Annotated in this window: 14 protein-coding genes and 1 riboswitch; of the genes, 10 read left to right on the top strand and 4 right to left on the bottom strand. The window is 67.5% G+C overall.

The window, feature by feature from the left end:
• Window positions 1-232: 232 nt before the first annotated feature.
• Both WS62_RS03345 and WS62_RS03340 read left to right on the top strand, forming a co-directional pair.
• Window positions 233-1,012 carry a DeoR/GlpR family DNA-binding transcription regulator gene (locus WS62_RS03345; protein ID WP_066567695.1) on the top strand — a complete coding sequence of 260 codons (780 nt, stop codon included), beginning with the start codon at window positions 233-235 and terminating at the stop codon, window positions 1,010-1,012.
• A gap of 320 nt (window positions 1,013-1,332) precedes the next feature.
• The gene (locus tag WS62_RS03340) at window positions 1,333-1,530 is read left to right on the top strand and encodes a phage tail assembly chaperone (protein WP_010101796.1); all 198 of its coding nucleotides are present in this window, start codon (window positions 1,333-1,335) and stop codon (window positions 1,528-1,530) included.
• Window positions 1,531-1,597: 67 nt separating this feature from the next.
• Here WS62_RS03340 and WS62_RS03335 read toward each other — a convergent pair whose 3' ends face one another.
• Window positions 1,598-1,969, bottom strand: a complete 372-nt coding sequence (locus tag WS62_RS03335; RefSeq protein WP_066567692.1) for a hypothetical protein — start codon at window positions 1,967-1,969, stop codon at window positions 1,598-1,600.
• Window positions 1,970-2,135: 166 nt separating this feature from the next.
• Here WS62_RS03335 and glpD point away from each other — a divergent pair, with 166 nt between their 5' ends.
• The 4 genes from glpD (at window position 2,136) to WS62_RS03315 (ending at window position 7,129) form a co-directional block, all read left to right on the top strand.
• Window positions 2,136-3,668, top strand: a complete 1,533-nt coding sequence (gene glpD, locus WS62_RS03330; RefSeq protein WP_066567689.1) for a glycerol-3-phosphate dehydrogenase — start codon at window positions 2,136-2,138, stop codon at window positions 3,666-3,668.
• A gap of 114 nt (window positions 3,669-3,782) precedes the next feature.
• Entirely contained in the window at window positions 3,783-5,285 is a 1,503-nt protein-coding gene (gene glpK, locus WS62_RS03325) for a glycerol kinase GlpK (protein WP_066496067.1), read from the top strand.
• 113 nt (window positions 5,286-5,398) lie between these two features.
• Window positions 5,399-6,115 carry an MIP/aquaporin family protein gene (locus WS62_RS03320; RefSeq protein ID WP_066495033.1) on the top strand — a complete coding sequence of 239 codons (717 nt, stop codon included), beginning with the start codon at window positions 5,399-5,401 and terminating at the stop codon, window positions 6,113-6,115.
• A 327-nt stretch (window positions 6,116-6,442) separates the two neighbouring features.
• Window positions 6,443-7,129: an HAD family hydrolase gene (locus WS62_RS03315; protein WP_066567682.1), complete on the top strand. Its 687-nt coding sequence runs from the start codon at window positions 6,443-6,445 to the stop codon at window positions 7,127-7,129.
• Window positions 7,130-7,205: 76 nt separating this feature from the next.
• Here WS62_RS03315 and ribB read toward each other — a convergent pair whose 3' ends face one another.
• The 3 genes from ribB to WS62_RS03300 form a co-directional block, all read right to left on the bottom strand.
• The gene (ribB, locus tag WS62_RS03310; RefSeq protein ID WP_066567681.1) at window positions 7,206-7,940 is read right to left on the bottom strand and encodes a 3,4-dihydroxy-2-butanone-4-phosphate synthase; all 735 of its coding nucleotides are present in this window, start codon (window positions 7,938-7,940) and stop codon (window positions 7,206-7,208) included.
• 137 nt (window positions 7,941-8,077) lie between these two features.
• Window positions 8,078-8,226, bottom strand: a riboswitch (FMN riboswitch).
• A 128-nt stretch (window positions 8,227-8,354) separates the two neighbouring features.
• Window positions 8,355-9,023, bottom strand: a complete 669-nt coding sequence (locus WS62_RS03305) for a helix-turn-helix domain-containing protein (RefSeq protein ID WP_066567680.1) — start codon at window positions 9,021-9,023, stop codon at window positions 8,355-8,357.
• 132 nt (window positions 9,024-9,155) lie between these two features.
• Window positions 9,156-10,328 (bottom strand): MFS transporter, encoded by a 1,173-nt coding sequence (locus WS62_RS03300; RefSeq protein ID WP_066567679.1) that lies wholly within the window; start codon window positions 10,326-10,328, stop codon window positions 9,156-9,158.
• Window positions 10,329-10,470: 142 nt separating this feature from the next.
• Between WS62_RS03300 and WS62_RS03295 the strand changes: the two genes are divergently transcribed.
• From WS62_RS03295 to ybeY, 4 genes are all read left to right on the top strand, one after another.
• Complete coding sequence (locus tag WS62_RS03295; RefSeq protein WP_066567678.1) at window positions 10,471-11,403, top strand: LysR family transcriptional regulator; 933 nt, start codon at window positions 10,471-10,473, stop codon at window positions 11,401-11,403.
• 348 nt (window positions 11,404-11,751) lie between these two features.
• Window positions 11,752-13,152, top strand: a complete 1,401-nt coding sequence (gene miaB / locus WS62_RS03290) for a tRNA (N6-isopentenyl adenosine(37)-C2)-methylthiotransferase MiaB (RefSeq protein ID WP_066567677.1) — start codon at window positions 11,752-11,754, stop codon at window positions 13,150-13,152.
• A gap of 26 nt (window positions 13,153-13,178) precedes the next feature.
• Window positions 13,179-14,243 carry a PhoH family protein gene (locus WS62_RS03285; RefSeq protein WP_066567676.1) on the top strand — a complete coding sequence of 355 codons (1,065 nt, stop codon included), beginning with the start codon at window positions 13,179-13,181 and terminating at the stop codon, window positions 14,241-14,243.
• Window positions 14,244-14,808: 565 nt separating this feature from the next.
• A complete protein-coding gene (gene ybeY, locus WS62_RS03280; RefSeq protein ID WP_066567674.1) occupies window positions 14,809-15,597 on the top strand; it encodes an rRNA maturation RNase YbeY in 789 nt (262 codons plus the stop codon).
• Window positions 15,598-15,609 lie beyond the last annotated feature (12 nt).

Below are 15,609 nucleotides of genomic sequence, written 5' to 3'. Positions count from 1 at the left end.
TCAACTGTAAACAGATTCGAAACAGACATTCCAACGCGAATGGGCCGCCCCGGCAAATTCATTTGTCACATGAATTGATGCACCGGCAACATGAATCGAGTCTAAACCGAGTACGGCGTCCGTGCGCGGGCGTGGACGCCGCGCGCCGGACGAATCGGCCCGAACAGCCCTTACAATGCGGATTGCCGTCCCCAGTTCCCCGCCCCATCGAGCCGAATCGAAACCCGCGAACATGACACGAGACCCCCGCCTCACCCTGAACGCACGTCAGCAGGAATTGCTCGAATGGGTGCAGCGCGACGGCTTTGTCACAGTCGACGATCTCGCCGCCCATTTCGACGTGACGCCGCAGACGATCCGCCGCGACGTCAACTGGCTCGCCGACCTGAACCTGCTGCGCCGCTACCACGGCGGCGCGAGCCTGCCGACGAGCTCGGAGAACGTGTCGTACACCGCGCGCCAGCGGATGTTCCACGACGAGAAGCGCAAGATCGCGGCGCTCGCCGCGTCGCACATCCCGGATCAGGCTTCGCTCTTCATCAACCTCGGCACGACGACCGAGGAAGTCGCGCGCGCGCTGAACCGGCATCGCGGCCTGCACGTGATCACGAACAACCTGAACGTCGCGAGCATGATGAGCGGCTATCCGGAGTGCGAGGTACTGATCACGGGCGGCATCGTGCGACCGTGGGACAAGGGCATCGTCGGCGAGCTCGCGATCGACTTCATCCGTCAGTTCAAGGTCGATTACGCGATCATCGGCACGTCGTCGATCGAAAGCGACGGCACGCTGCGCGACTTCGACACGCGCGAGGTGCGCGTCGCCGAGGCGATCATCCAGCACGCGCGCACCGTCTATCTCGTCACCGACCATTCGAAGTTCGGCCGACCGGCGCTCGTGCGGCAGGGGCATCTGAGCCAGATCCACGCGCTCTTCACCGACAAGCCGCTGCCCGACGAGATGGCCGAGACGATCGCGCAGGCAGGCACGCAGGTCTACGTCGCCGACTGACCGGACGGCCGCCCGAGCGACGAGCCGCGCTGCTGCACCGCACCCAAGACTTCAAGTGAAATCAAGGAATTGCCGCACCGGCAAAACCGCCCGACGAATTTCTTGATGTCAATCAGAAAATTATCAGGGTGCGATTTGTAGATGCCGGCTCGCTTGACTACACTGCAAATCCCCGGCGCGGTTGCGCGCGCTTTGCGCAACCGGGGCGGCGCCAATAACGCCAGGGCCGGGACAGCGGCTTTTCCCCCCACGCCTTCCCTTGCTGGGTCACTCGACCGGACACTTGCACCCGGGACAGTACGGTTGTCATGGAGAGAACGATGCTAAGTCCGCATGAATTCGCCACGCTGTTGCTTGTGAAGGATGCTCCCGACCAAGCCGACATGGACCGCGACGAACTCGACGCGTTGCTCGAGCGACAGCTCGTGAAGCTGGAGGCGCTCGGCTCCGGCAAGAAATACTGCGTCACCGAAATCGGCGACGCGGCATTGCGATCGATCAAGCTCCGATATTCGTGATGTACCGGCCGGAGGGGCGCAGCCAGTGCCAGGCCGCGCCCCTCCGGCCCCGTCCCTTTCCCGCCTCTCAACCGCCGCGCAGCGACGGATCGGCGGCTGCCCGCCAGCTGATCGCCTGCGCGCGCGCGTCGTTGAGATAGCTCGCCCAGCGGCCCCGCCCGGCCGGGTCGGCGCTCGTCCCCAGCGCGGCGTGGCGCTGCGCAAGTTCGTTTTCGAACGCACAAAAACGCGCATCCGTCAGCTTGCCGTGGCGCTTCGCGACCCACGCATCGAACATCGCCGAATAGACGGACTGCGCGTCGCCGCCGTAATCGCGCACCTCGCCACAGGTCCGCTGCAGCTCGGCAAACGATGGTCCGCCCCAGCCGCCGAATTCGGACGGCACGCCCGCACAGCCGGCCAGCAGCGCGAACGCGCCGGCCGCGATCATCGTACGCATGTGTATCACCTCGCTCGTTGGTCCTCCGCCAGTATCGTCCGGGATCGTGCGCTGCGCCACCCGCCCCCAAAAGCGAACTTTACTTTTTCGATTATGTTCGTTAAATTTCGAATGCGAACATTTTTGGTTCGCTCATTTTCTGTTATATGGACGATAGGATCAGCGGGTGACTCAACAGAATCGTTACGATCTGCTCGTCGTCGGCGGCGGGATCAATGGCGCGGGCATCGCGCGCGACGCGGCCGGCCGCGGCCTGTCGGTGCTCCTGTGCGAACAGGACGACCTCGCGTCGCACACCTCCTCCTCGAGCACGAAGCTGATTCACGGCGGTCTGCGCTACCTCGAGTACAAGGAGTTCGGGCTCGTGCGCAAGGCGCTGCAGGAACGCGAGACGCTCTTGCGCGCGGCGCCGCACATCATTTGGCCGCTGCGCTTCGTGATGCCGCACATGCCGAACCTGCGCCCCGTGTGGCTCATCCGCATCGGCCTCTTCCTGTACGACCATCTCGCGAAGCGCGAACTGCTGCCGGGCTCGCGCGGCATCGACATGCGCCGCCACCCGGCGGGCGCGCCGCTCATCGATTCGATCAAGCGCGGCTTCGTCTATTCGGACGGCTGGGTCGACGACGCGCGGCTCGTCGTGCTGAACGCGCTCGACGCGCAGGAACGCGGCGCGCGCATCCTCACCCGCACGAAGCTCGTGTCGGCCGAGCGCCGCGACGGCGAATGGCGCGCGCAGCTTCGGCGCGCCGACGGCTCGACGCTCGACGTGCGCGCCCGCGCGATCGCGAACGCGGCGGGCCCGTGGGTCGGCGAAGTGCTGCACGGCGCGCTCGGCCGCGGCGCGCAGCACAGCGTGCGCCTCGTAAAGGGCAGCCACATCGTCACGCGGCGCCTGTTCGATCACGACCACGCGTACATCTTCCAGAATCCGGACAAGCGGATCATCTTCGCGATTCCGTACGAGCGCGACTTCACGCTGATCGGCACGACCGACGTCGAATATCACGACGATCCGTCGCGCGTCGCCATTGACCGCGACGAAACGCGCTATCTGTGCGAGTCGATCAATCACTATTTCAAGCGTAAGATCTCGCCCGCCGACGTGTGCTGGACCTATTCCGGCGTGCGCCCGCTCCTCGAAGACGAGAACGCGGACAACCCGTCCGCCGTCACGCGCGACTATCGCCTCGAGATGGACGACGGCGCGACCGCGCCGCTCCTGTCGGTGTTCGGCGGCAAGATCACGACGTTCCGCAAGCTCGCCGAAGAGGCGACCGACATGCTGGGCAGCACCCTCGGCACGTCGCGCGGCGCATGGACGGCGGGCGTGCCGCTACCGGGCGGCGACATCGCCGACGCGCGCTTCGCGCCGTTCGCCGAAGCCTTCGCGAAACGCCATCCGTGGCTGCCCGCCGCGCTCGCGCGCCGCTATGCGCGCGCGTACGGCACGCGCGCCGAGCGCGTGATCGGCCGCGCGAAGTCGCTCGCCGAGCTCGGCGCCGAACTCGCGCCCGGCCTTCATGAAGCGGAATTGCGTTATCTGCGCGACGCCGAATGGGCGACCTGCGCGGACGACGTGCTGTGGCGGCGTTCGAAGCTCGGCCTGCATGTCGCGCCGGGCACGCTCGACACCGTGACGGCCGCGCTCGACGCCTGGTTCGGCGCCGCGCGCGAAACGGCGAGCGCCGCGCGTTGATCGACGCGCATCGACGCCGGCAGCAACGAACGACGACAGGAAACACCGGGAACGCGCCGCGCCCGCGGCGCCAATCACAACTACGTACGCTACGTACGGATGGAGATGAGACAAATGCAGGATCAGTACATCCTCGCGCTCGACCAGGGCACGACCAGCTCCCGCGCCATGCTGTTCGATCGACAAGGCAATATCGTGTCGATCGCGCAAAAGGAATTCGAGCAGATTTATCCGCAGCCGGGCTGGGTCGAGCACGACCCTCAGGAGATCTGGTCGACGCAAGCGGGCGTCGCGGCGGAAGCCGTCACGCGCGTGGGCCTGAACGGCACGGCGATCGCCGCGATCGGCATCACGAACCAGCGCGAGACGACGATCGTCTGGGATCGCGAAACGGGCCACCCGATCTACAACGCGATCGTCTGGCAGGATCGCCGCACCGCCGATTTCTGCGACCAGCTGAAAGCGCAGGGCCTGAGCGAAAAAGTCCGCGCGAAGACCGGCCTGCCAATCGACTCGTACTTCTCGGCCACCAAGATCCGCTGGATTCTCGACAACGTCGAGGGCGCGCGCGAGAAGGCGCGCCAGGGCAAGCTCGCGTTCGGCACGGTCGACAGCTGGCTCGTCTGGAACTTCACGAAGCACGAACTGCACGTGACCGACGTGACGAACGCGTCGCGCACGATGCTCTTCAACATCCATACGCTCGACTGGGACGACGAGCTCCTTGACGCGCTCGAAATCCCGCGCAGCATGCTGCCGGAAGTGCGCGCGTCATCCGAGATCTACGGGCCGACGAAAACCACGGTGTTCGCGTCGAAGATCCCGCTTGCCGGCATCGCGGGCGACCAGCAGGCCGCCCTCTTCGGCCAGATGTGCACGACGTCCGGCATGGTGAAGAACACCTACGGCACCGGCTGCTTCCTGATGATGAACACCGGCGAGAAGCCGATCGAATCGCAGAACAACCTCGTCACGACGATTGCGTGGCAGGTCGACGGCAAGGTCAACTACGCGCTCGAAGGCAGCATCTTCATCGCGGGCGCGGTCGTGCAATGGCTGCGCGACGGGCTCGGGATCATCAAGAGCGCATCGGAGATCGAAACGCTCGCAGGCGGCGTGCCGCACACGGACGGCGTCTATCTCGTGCCCGCGTTCGCCGGCCTGGGCGCGCCGCACTGGAACGCGCGCGCCCGCGGGTCGCTCTTCGGCGTCACGCGCGGCACGACGTCCGCGCACCTCGCGCGCGCGGCGCTCGACTCGATCGCGTATCAATCGCTCGACGTGCTGAAGGCGATGGAAGCCGACTCGGGCATCCGGATCGGCGAGCTGCGCGTCGACGGCGGCGCGAGCGCGAACAACCTGCTGATGCAGTTCCAGGCCGATCTGCTCGGCGTGGACACAGTGCGTCCGCGCGTCACCGAGACGACCGCGCTCGGCGCCGCGTATCTCGCGGGCCTCGCGATCGGCTATTGGGAGAACGTCGACGAGTTGCACAGCCAATGGCAGCTCGAGCGCCGCTTCGCGCCGTCGATGCAGAGCGAGCAGGTCACCGCGTGCCTCGCCGGCTGGCAGCGCGCGGTGCGCGCGGCGAAGTCGTGGGCGGACGACACGCACTGAGCCGGTTCGTTCGGCATCCGCAGCAAACTCCAATCAATACATACATTCACAACAATCAGGCGGGCCGCGCGACGCAAGCCGCGAGCCCGCCATACCGGTAGAGAGACGACATCATGTCACCATATATCGCGGAGTTCATCGGCACGGCTCTCCTCGTGCTGCTCGGCAACGGCGCTGTTGCGAACGTGCTGCTCGCGAAAACCAAGGGTAAGGGCGCCGACCTCATCGTCATCGTGATGGGCTGGGCGATGGCGGTATTCGTCGCGGTCTACGTGACCGCGTCGTTCTCCGGCGCGCACCTGAATCCGATCGTCACGATCAGCCTCGCGCTCGCGGGCAAGTTCGCGTGGGCGAAGGTGGGCGGCTACATCGCGTCGCAGATGCTGGGCGGCATGGCGGGCGCGTTCCTCGTGTGGCTCGCGTATCGCCAGCACTTCGCCAAGGAAGCCGATCCCGATCTGAAGCTCGCCGCGTTCTGCACGGCGCCCGCGATCCGCAGCGTCACGCACAACGTGCTGACGGAAGCGATCTGCACGTTCGTGCTGATCCTCGGCGTGCTGTACCTCGCGTCGCCGCAAGTCGGCCTCGGCGCGCTCGACGCGCTGCCCGTCGGCCTTCTCGTGCTCGGCATCGGCATCTCGCTCGGCGGCCCGACGGGCTACGCGATGAGCCCCGCACGCGACCTGTCGCCGCGCATCATGCACGCGCTCCTGCCGATTCCGGGCAAGCGCGACAGCGACTGGCGCTATGCATGGGTGCCGGTGCTCGGGCCGCTCGTCGGCGGCGTGCTCGCGGCAAACCTGTATCTGTATCTGCATACGACGCACTGACCGCGACGCGGCGACGCGCCGAGTTCGCATCCAGGCCGCGCGTCGACTGCGGTCGCAAGCCCCCTCGCGCCTCGCCGAGCGAGGGGGTTTTTCGTTTTGCGCCTCACCTCCTGTCGCTCGCGAGCGACACGCCCGTGTAGCCGCGGACATCCTCGCGGCTTCGCCATCACGCCGCCACCCTTGTGCACCCGCGTCGGCGCGAGCGAACGAGCGCCGCCCGCCAGCGCGCCGCGCCGCATCGTGCGCCGGCGCCGACAAAGCGCGCCCGCCGGCGGCAAAGCACGTATCATGGCGCTTCGTCGCCTCATCCCATTTTTCGTTGTTTCTATGCTCGACCACCTCATTTGCGACTGCGACGGCGTGCTCGTCGACAGCGAAGTGATCGCCGATCGCGTGCTGTTCGACACGCTGTCGGCGGCGTTCCCCACGATCGATTTCACGGCCGACGCGAAAGCCGCGTTCGGCCAGCAAACGTCGCGCTTTCTCGCCGGCCTCGAAACGCGTCACGGCATCGCGATGCCGGCGGATTTCCTCGAGACGATCGACCACAACATCGAGATCGGCCTCGCGCAATGGCTCGCGCCGATCGCGGGCGTGCGCGACGCGCTGACGAAGATCGCGCTGCCCGCGGCCGTCGTGTCGAACAGCCGGCTCGAGCGCGTGCGCAGCTCGCTCAAGCGCGCGGCGCTCACCGACGTGTTCGGCGAGCGCGTGTTCAGCGCCGAGCAGGTTGCGCGGCCAAAGCCCTATCCGGACGTGTACCTGCACGCGGCAAAGACGCTCGGCGTCGAGCCGGCGCGCTGCATCGTCGTCGAGGACAGCGTGTCAGGGCTGAACGCGGCGCGCGCGGCCGGCATGAAGACGATCGCGTTCGTCGGCGCGAGCCACATCCCCGGCGGCTATGAAGACGCGCTGCGCAACATGGGCATCACGCGGATCATGCGCTTGATGGACGCGCTGCCCGCGCTCGTCGAGGCGGGCAGGCGCGGCGAATTCGGCGACGTGCAGTCGTAGCCGCGCGATATCGCTTCGCATCCGGCGCGGCTTGCGCGCCGGATGCGACCCTCCCGACAGAATCGGACGGAATCGATCAGGCGGCGTCCTCGCAGCACGCGTCGCGTTCGCGCTCGCGCTCGCGCGCCGCCGCGAGCCGTTCGCGGAACGCGACGAGCTCGGCGATCGTCAGCATCGGCAGCCCGTGCTGCGCGGCGAAGCGCTCGACGTCCGCGCCGCGCGTCATCGTGCCGTCCGGATTCATCAGTTCGCACAGCACGCCGGCCGGCTTCAGCCCGGCGAGGATCGCGAGATCGACGGTGCCTTCGGTATGGCCGCGCCGCGCGAGCACGCCGCCCGGCGCCGCGCGCAGCGGGAACACATGGCCGGGGCGCACGATGTCGTGCGGCCTCGCGTCGTCGGCGATCGCCGCGCGAATCGTCGTCACGCGATCGGCGGCCGACACGCCCGTCGACACGCCGACGCGCGCCTCGATCGACACCGTGAACGCGGTGCCGTTCTTGCTCTCGTTCAATTGGGCCATCGGCGGCAGCTCGAGCGCGCGCACCCTCTCGTCCGTCAGGCACAGGCACACGATGCCGCTGCACTCGCGGATCAAGAGCGCCATCGTCTCGTCGGTGAGCCGCTCGGCGGCGACGATCAGATCGGCTTCGTTCTCGCGGTCGTGGTCGTCCTGCAGCACGACCGCGCGCCCTTCGCGCAGCGCGGCGAGCGCAGCGGCGATGCGCGGCGGCACCGGTTCGGCAGCGAGCAACGGGAGATCGGAGAAAGCGTCGGCGGGCGCCGACTTCGAAGGCAACGGAAACGACATGATATGAAACGCTCCTCGCGGAAAGAATTGGGCGAAAAACGTTTCAGGGCTTAGCAAACAGACAGCGCGACACCGCTTCCGCGCCGCGCGGACGACACCGCGCGCGCAGCGGACAAGACCTGCGCACATGACCATCTGCACATCTTCTTTCATCCGGACTATGACCGTCGGCTCTGGCATCGGACCAGATCTGCTGACCCCGCGCATCGCGCGGGCGCTCGCGGGCTTGCCGGCAACATGCCGACCTACCGCCGGTGGGGATTTCCGCCCCGCCCTGAAGACGCACTGATTGCCGGACGAACCGGCGGGTGAAGCATACAACACCTGCGGGCCCGCCGCAGCGAGAACCCGCCAAGACCCTACCGACGAAGCCGTCTAAACCGCGCGACGCGCAAAGGCGCGCCGCAGCCGGCGTCACGCCGGCACGTGCCAGCGCGGCGGCACTTCGGCGTTCACCGTCACGCGGAACGCGCGCGCCTCGGTGTCGCCGGGATTGCGCAGCGTGTACGGCTGGTCGGCGTCGAACACGATCGCGTCGCCCGTGGCGAGCAGTTGCCGGCGATCGTGGATGCTGACTTCGAGCGTGCCTTCGCTGACGACAAGATTCACGCTCGTGCCGGGCGCGCGCGGCGAGCCGGGCTCGGTGTGCAGCGGCGCGATCCGCAGCTCGTGGAATTCGGCGACGGCCGGCTCGCCTTCCGGATAGAGCGCGCGCGCGGAGAAGCGCCCGTTCGAACTGACGACGCGCACGGCGCGCTCGGCGCACAGATGCTCGAAGCCGTTGACCGCATGCCGACGCAGGAACGCGGCGACCGACACCTTCAGCGCGGCCGCGACCTTGCAGAGCACCTTGATCGACGGCACGCTGCGCGCCGATTCGATTTGCGCGAGCATCGCGCGCGACACGCCGGAAAGCCGCGCGAGCGCGTCGAGCGACAACTGACGTTCCGCGCGCAAGCGCGCGAGGTTCACGCCGACGAGCCGCTCGAGCCCATCGAACGACTCGTGCGACGCGTCGGCGTCGGCCGCGGAAGCGGCATCCAGTGAAGACACATCGCGCACGAGCGCCAACGGAGAATGCATGACGTTGCCTCCAGGGCTGCAGCGAGCCCAGCGGTTTCAGATGAGGCAAGACTAACATCCGCTCGGGGCCCGTCAAACAAAGTTATCTTCACACTGTTATCAGGATCGCAGAGGACAGCGTTTTGCGATGCGTCATTGCGCCGTTGCAGCCGCACCCGATGAGACGCGCGTATCAAGCCGCGCGGCGAGCATCGTGACCGCGAGCGCCGCGAGCGTGACGACGGCCGCGAGCCACGGCAGCGCGTCGAGCGGCATCCCGTGCGACAGCGCGACGCCGCCGAGCCACGCGCCGCCCGCGTTACCGAGATTGAACGCGCCGATATTGAGCGTCGACGCGAGATTCGGCGCATGCGCGGCCTTCTCGACGACGCGCGCCTGCAGCGGCGGCACCGTCGCAAACGCGGCGATCCCCCAGACAAACACCGTGACGGCGGCCGCGACGGGCAGATGGCTCGTCTTCGCGAACACCGCCATCACGACGATCAGCGCGACGAGGATCGCGATCAGCGACGGCATCAGCGCGCGGTCCGCGAGCTTGCCGCCGATCGCGTTGCCGACCGTGAGTCCGGCGCCGAACAGCACGAGGACGAGCGACACGGAATGCGGCGAGAAGCCCGTCACGTCCTCGAGGATCGGCGCGATGTAGGTGAATACGACGAACACGCCGCCGAAGCCGAGCACCGTCATCGCGAGCGCGAGCCAAACCTGCGGCTCGTTCAGCACGTGCAGCTCGCGGCCGAGCGCGGCGCCCGCCGCGTCGCGCTGCTTCGGCACGAGCGCCGCGATGCCGGCGAACGACGCGACGCCGAGCGCCGCGACGATCCAGAACGTCGCGCGCCAGCCGAACATCTGGCCGACGAACGTGCCGAACGGCACGCCGAGCACGTTCGCGAGCGTGAGCCCGGTGAACATCAGCGCGATCGCGCTCGCGCGTTTGTCGACGGGGACGAGCGACGCGGCGACGACCGCGCCGATGCCGAAGAACGAGCCGTGCGCGAACGACGTGACGACGCGCGCGATCATCAGCATCCCGTAGCCTTGCGCGACCGCGCACAGCACGTTGCCGGCGATGAAGATCGACATCAGCAGTTGCAGCGCCGCCTTGCGCGGCATCTTGCTCGTGAGCACGGCGAGGAGCGGCGCGCCCGCCGCGACGCCGAGCGCATAGCCGCTCACGAGGAGGCCCGCGCACGGCAGCGTGACCGCGAGGTCGCGCGCGACCTCGGGCAACAGGCCCATGATGACGAATTCGGTGGTGCCGATGGCGAACGCGCTGATCGCGAGCGCGAGTAACGGTAGGGGCATGAGACGCTCCGGGTGTGGGACGCGGCGCGGCTCATGCCGCACCGCATCAAAAGACCTGATGAGCGCGCATTGTCCCGAATCACGAGATTTTTGATAATTGGCGTAGCATTTGAACCATTTTCAAAAATTTTGTGAAAATCGCATGGATCGATTGGGCGATATCCGCCTGTTCGTCGAGGCGGCGGAGCTCGGCAGCCTGTCGGCCGCCGGGCGCAAGCTGAACCTGACGCCCGCCGCCGCGAGCGCGCGGCTCGCGAAGCTGGAGGCGAAGGTGTCGACGCGCCTCTTCGAGCGCTCGACGCGGCGGCTGCGGCTCACCGACGAGGGCCGCCTGTACCTGAACTGCTGCCGGCAGGCGCTGCAGGCGCTCGACGATGCCGACGCGATGCTGCACGAAGGCCGCAACGTCGTGAGCGGCAAGGTGCGGCTGTCGTCGACGTCGGATTTCGGGCGCAACCAGTTGCTCGACTGGCTCGACGAATTCAATGTGCGCTACCCGGACGTGACGTTCGCGGTGACGGCGTCGGATTCGTCGTCGAACCTGTGGCAGGACGAGATCGATCTCGCGATCCGCTTCGCCGCGCCGCCCGACGGCGCGCTGATCGCGCGGCGGCTCGCGGCGAACCGACGCGTGCTGTGCGCATCGCCCGCGTTCGTCGGCAAGCACGGCACGCCGAAGGACCCGCTCGATCTGGCCCGCTTTCCGTGCAACGTGATTACGGTCGCATCCGGGCCGATCAACGTCTGGCGCTTCACGCGTGGCGACGACACGCAAACCTACACGGTGCCGCTCGCGAATGCGCACGAAACGAACGACGGCGGCCTGACGCGCGAATGGACGATCCGCGGCTACGGAATCGCGCTGAAATCGATCTGGGACATCGCCGCCGACGTCCGCGCGGGCCGGCTGAAAGTGCTGCTGCCCGAGTGGCGGCATCACGACGCGCCGCTGCACGCGATCTATCACGGCAAGCGCTACATGGCGCCGCGCGTGCGGGTGCTGCTCGATTTCCTCGTCGAGCGCTTCGCGAAGGAGGAGGTGGCGCTCGAGGATCTGCTGAACGCGTGCCGGTGACGCGGGGGCGTTCGGCTTCGCGCCTCTTCGATCATGGATTCGCTTTCCTGCTTCCGTGCTTCCGTGCTTCCAGCACGAGAACCGCGCGCCGCCGTGAACATCCCCTCGGTCGCGCAAACACGCCGCCGACCGGTCGCCGCCCTCGGCGCGACCCAGCGAGCGCCGTCCTCGCCGCGCGACGCGCCGCCGCCCGCCCCGCGGAGCCCGAAAAGCTATAATAAAAAGCTTTCCCGGCGGCATCTTTCCGTACGCGGCCCGCGCTTTCGCACGGCTGGCGGCGCGCCGATCCGTCCCCCGATCCACTTTGAACGACGCCCCCAGGTCAACCACTGCGAACGGCGAATCCTCATGACCAAGAAAGTTTACGTAAAGACCTTCGGCTGCCAGATGAACGAGTACGACTCCGACAAGATGGTCGACGTGCTCAATGCGTCCGAAGGCCTCGAAAAGACCGACTCCCCCGAAGACGCGGACATCATCCTGTTCAACACCTGCTCGGTGCGCGAGAAAGCGCAGGAGAAGGTGTTCTCCGATCTCGGCCGCGTGCGCGAGCTGAAGGAGGCGAAGCCGGATCTGCTGATCGGCGTCGGCGGCTGCGTCGCGAGCCAGGAAGGCGCGTCGATCGTCGCGCGCGCGCCGTACGTCGACCTCGTGTTCGGCCCGCAGACGCTGCACCGCCTGCCGCAGATGATCGACGCGCGCCGCGCGAGCGGGCGCGCGCAGGTCGACATCACGTTCCCCGAAATCGAGAAGTTCGATCACCTGCCGCCCGCGCGCGTCGAAGGCCCAAGCGCGTTCGTGTCGATCATGGAAGGCTGCAGCAAGTACTGCAGCTATTGCGTCGTGCCGTACACGCGCGGCGACGAAGTCTCGCGTCCGCTCGACGACGTGCTGACCGAAATCGCCGGCCTCGCCGACCAGGGCGTGCGCGAAGTGACGCTGCTCGGCCAGAACGTGAACGCATACCGCGGCGCGCTGACGGCCGGCTCGCCCCCCAAGGGGGCTTCCTTCGGGGCGCACGACATCGCCGATTTCGCGACGCTGATCGAATACGTCGCCGACATTCCCGGCATCGAGCGGATTCGCTATACGACGTCGCATCCGAAGGAATTCACGCAGCGCCTGCTCGATGCCTACGCGAAAGTGCCGAAGCTCGTCGACCACCTGCACCTGCCCGTCCAGCACGGCTCCGACCGCATCCTGATGGCGATGAAGCGCGGCTACACGGTGCTCGAGTACAAGTCGGTGATCCGCAAGCTGCGCGCGATCCGCCCGAACCTGTCGCTGTCGACGGACATCATCGTCGGCTTCCCCGGCGAGACCGAGGCCGACTTCGACAAGACGATGGCGCTCGTCCGCGAGATGAGCTACGACACGAGCTTCTCGTTCATCTACAGCCCGCGTCCCGGCACGCCGGCCGCGAACCTCGCCGACGACACGCCGCGCGAGCTCAAGCTCAAACGCCTGCAACATCTGCAGGCGACGATCGAGGAGAACGTCGTACGCATCAGCCAGTCGATGGTCGGCCGGGTCGAGCGCATTCTGGTCGAAGGGCCGTCGCGCAAGGACCCGAACGAACTCGCGGGCCGCACCGAGAACAATCGGGTCGTGAACTTCCCGGCACCGCTCGCGTCGCACCCGCGCCTGATCGGCCAGATGATCGACGTGAAGATCAATCACGCGTATCCGCACTCGCTGCGCGGCGAGCTCGTGCTCGCGCGCGACGACGCGAGCGCCGCCACGCACTGAACGCCCAACAGGAACCCGACGCCACTTTGAAGACCGCTCAAGCACTGGAATTCACCGCGCCGCGCGACGACAACGCACGCCTCGCGAACCTCTGCGGCCCGCTCGACGAAAATCTGCGGCAGATCGAACAGGCGCTCGACGTGACGCTGTCACGGCGCGGCCACCGGATCGCGATCCGCGGCCGCGCCGCGAAAACCGCGCTCGCTGCGCTCGAAGATTTCTACAACCGCGCACGCGATCCGCTGTCGGTCGACGACATCCAGCTCGCGCTCGTCGAGGCGCGCCACCCGGGCAACCCGCGCCGCAACGGCAATGGCGAAGGCGAGCCCGAAGTCGACGTGCGCTTTCGCGGCGATCCGGATCATCCGTTCGACGAGCCCGTCGTGCGCATCGACGAAGAACCGTACGTCGACGAGACAGCGCCGAAGCTCTACACGCGCCGCGCGGACCTGCGCGGCCGCACGCCCGCGCAGCGCGAATACCTGAAGCAGATCCTGTCGCACGACGTCACGCTCGGCGTCGGGCCGGCGGGCACCGGCAAGACCTATCTCGCGGTGGCGTGCGCGGTCGACGCGCTCGAGCGCGACCAGGTCAAGCGCATCGTGTTGACGCGTCCGGCCGTCGAGGCGGGCGAACGGCTCGGCTTTTTGCCGGGCGACCTCGCGCAGAAGGTCGATCCGTACCTGCGGCCGCTCTACGACGCGCTCTACGATCTGCTCGGCTTCGACAAGACCGCGAAGATGTTCGAGCGGCAGATGATCGAGATCGCGCCGCTCGCGTACATGCGCGGCCGCACGCTGAACCACGCATTCATCATCCTCGACGAGGCGCAGAACACGACGCCCGAGCAGATGAAGATGTTCCTCACGCGGATCGGCTTCGGCTCGAAGGCGGTCGTCACGGGCGACACGAGCCAGGTCGACCTGCCGCGCGGGCACAAGAGCGGGCTCGTCGAAGCGCAGCAGGTGCTCTCCGGCGTGCGCGGCATCGCGCTCACGCGCTTCACGAGCGCGGACGTCGTCCGGCATCCGCTCGTCGCGCGAATCGTCGAGGCCTACGACGAGTTCCACGCGCAGCACCAGGACGAGTAAGCGGGGGCGAACGGGCTCGGTGGAATCGGTTCGATCGGCGGCCGCTTGCGCGATCGCCCGCGTCGGGTGACGAGCGGCACACGCAGTCTGTCCAGGCAGCGTTCGCTTTGCGTCGCTCGCTCGTTCGCTCGTTCGCTCGTTCGCTCGTTCGCTCGTTCGCTCGTTCGCTCGTTCGCTCGTTCGCTCGTTCGCTCGTTCGCTCGTTCGCTCGGCAGCATAGACCGCAGCGGCGCTCGGCCGCGCGCATGTCGATCGAAATCCCAACCTCGCGACACCTGCCGGCCGATCCGGCGACGATCGAGCGCCGTTCGCGTACCGGCTGGTGCGGCACCCGTGCGACGATCGCCCGATTCCGCGCGCACCTTGCATCGGCGAAACGCCGACCGAACAGCCGACCGTTTTCAGGCCCTCACCCGTCGCCGAACGCCGGCCGCACGCCGCCCTTCGAGTCGCCCGACCGCCGCGCGCCGGCGCATTCCCCACTTCCGGCGATCCTGCCTAACGGCGCTCCGGACGCCCGTCCGTTTGGTGTATCCTCAACCGCGTTCAAACCGACGCAAGCGTCATGAAATCGTCCCGTTCCTCAAAATCCGTACGCGCCGACGCGGCGCAACCCGCGTTCCCTCGCCTGTCGCTGCTCGACGCGAATGGCAAAGTCAAGACAGTCGATGCGCAGGCGCTGCGCGTCGACTTCGCCGACGGCCGCAGCCTGATGTTCGACCTGTCCGGCAGTTCGGGCGACGCGGCGGTCGCGATCGTCGCGCAGCACACGGATCCGTCGCTGCGCGCGACGATCGCGCTGCGCCCCGAGCACTACGACAGCGTGACCGTCGAGGTCAACGCCGACGAGAACCCGGACTTCGCGCACGACGAAGCCGACGGCGAAGCACAGGCGCGCGAGCCCGAACTCGACCTCGCGGTCCAGTACGGCGACGAGGTCGGCGACGCGCAGCGCAAGTCGCTGCCGAAGCGCAAGGTGATCGCCGAATGGCTCGAGCCCGCGATCTTTTCCGATGCGCAGTTCACCGTGCGCTTCGTCGGCGCGGACGAAGGGCGCGCGCTCAACGACAGCTATCGGCACAAGGACTACGCGACCAACGTGCTGACCTTCGCGTACGGCGAGGAGCCGGACGGCGTCACGGTCGCGGACCTCGTGCTGTGCTGCCCGATCGTCGAAAAGGAAGCGCGCGAGCAGGGCAAGACGCTCGTCGCGCATTACGCGCACCTGCTCGTGCACGGCGCGCTGCATGCGCAGGGCTACGACCACGAGCGCGGCGAGGAAGACGCGGCCGAGATGGAAGCGCTCGAAATCGACATCCTCGCGAAGCTCGGCTTTCCGAATCCGTACCGCTGATTCGCGCCGCCC

The organism is Burkholderia sp. ABCPW 14 (assembly GCF_001523835.1).
In the GTDB taxonomy this organism is placed as follows: Bacteria; Pseudomonadota; Gammaproteobacteria; order Burkholderiales; family Burkholderiaceae; genus Burkholderia; species Burkholderia mayonis.
This window is presented reverse-complemented; position numbering and strand designations above follow the sequence as displayed.

Coding starts and splice junctions, on each gene's coding strand:
- WS62_RS03295 (WP_066567678.1), top strand. CDS start 10,471: ATGGATCGATTGGGCGATATCCGCCTGTTCGTCGAGGCGGCGGAGCTC.
- WS62_RS03340 (WP_010101796.1), top strand. CDS start 1,333: ATGCTAAGTCCGCATGAATTCGCCACGCTGTTGCTTGTGAAGGATGCT.
- ybeY (WP_066567674.1), top strand. CDS start 14,809: ATGAAATCGTCCCGTTCCTCAAAATCCGTACGCGCCGACGCGGCGCAA.
- WS62_RS03300 (WP_066567679.1), bottom strand. CDS start 10,328: ATGCCCCTACCGTTACTCGCGCTCGCGATCAGCGCGTTCGCCATCGGC.
- WS62_RS03315 (WP_066567682.1), top strand. CDS start 6,443: ATGCTCGACCACCTCATTTGCGACTGCGACGGCGTGCTCGTCGACAGC.
- WS62_RS03320 (WP_066495033.1), top strand. CDS start 5,399: ATGTCACCATATATCGCGGAGTTCATCGGCACGGCTCTCCTCGTGCTG.
- ribB (WP_066567681.1), bottom strand. CDS start 7,940: ATGTCGTTTCCGTTGCCTTCGAAGTCGGCGCCCGCCGACGCTTTCTCC.
- WS62_RS03335 (WP_066567692.1), bottom strand. CDS start 1,969: ATGCGTACGATGATCGCGGCCGGCGCGTTCGCGCTGCTGGCCGGCTGT.
- WS62_RS03305 (WP_066567680.1), bottom strand. CDS start 9,023: ATGCATTCTCCGTTGGCGCTCGTGCGCGATGTGTCTTCACTGGATGCC.
- miaB (WP_066567677.1), top strand. CDS start 11,752: ATGACCAAGAAAGTTTACGTAAAGACCTTCGGCTGCCAGATGAACGAG.
- glpK (WP_066496067.1), top strand. CDS start 3,783: ATGCAGGATCAGTACATCCTCGCGCTCGACCAGGGCACGACCAGCTCC.
- WS62_RS03345 (WP_066567695.1), top strand. CDS start 233: ATGACACGAGACCCCCGCCTCACCCTGAACGCACGTCAGCAGGAATTG.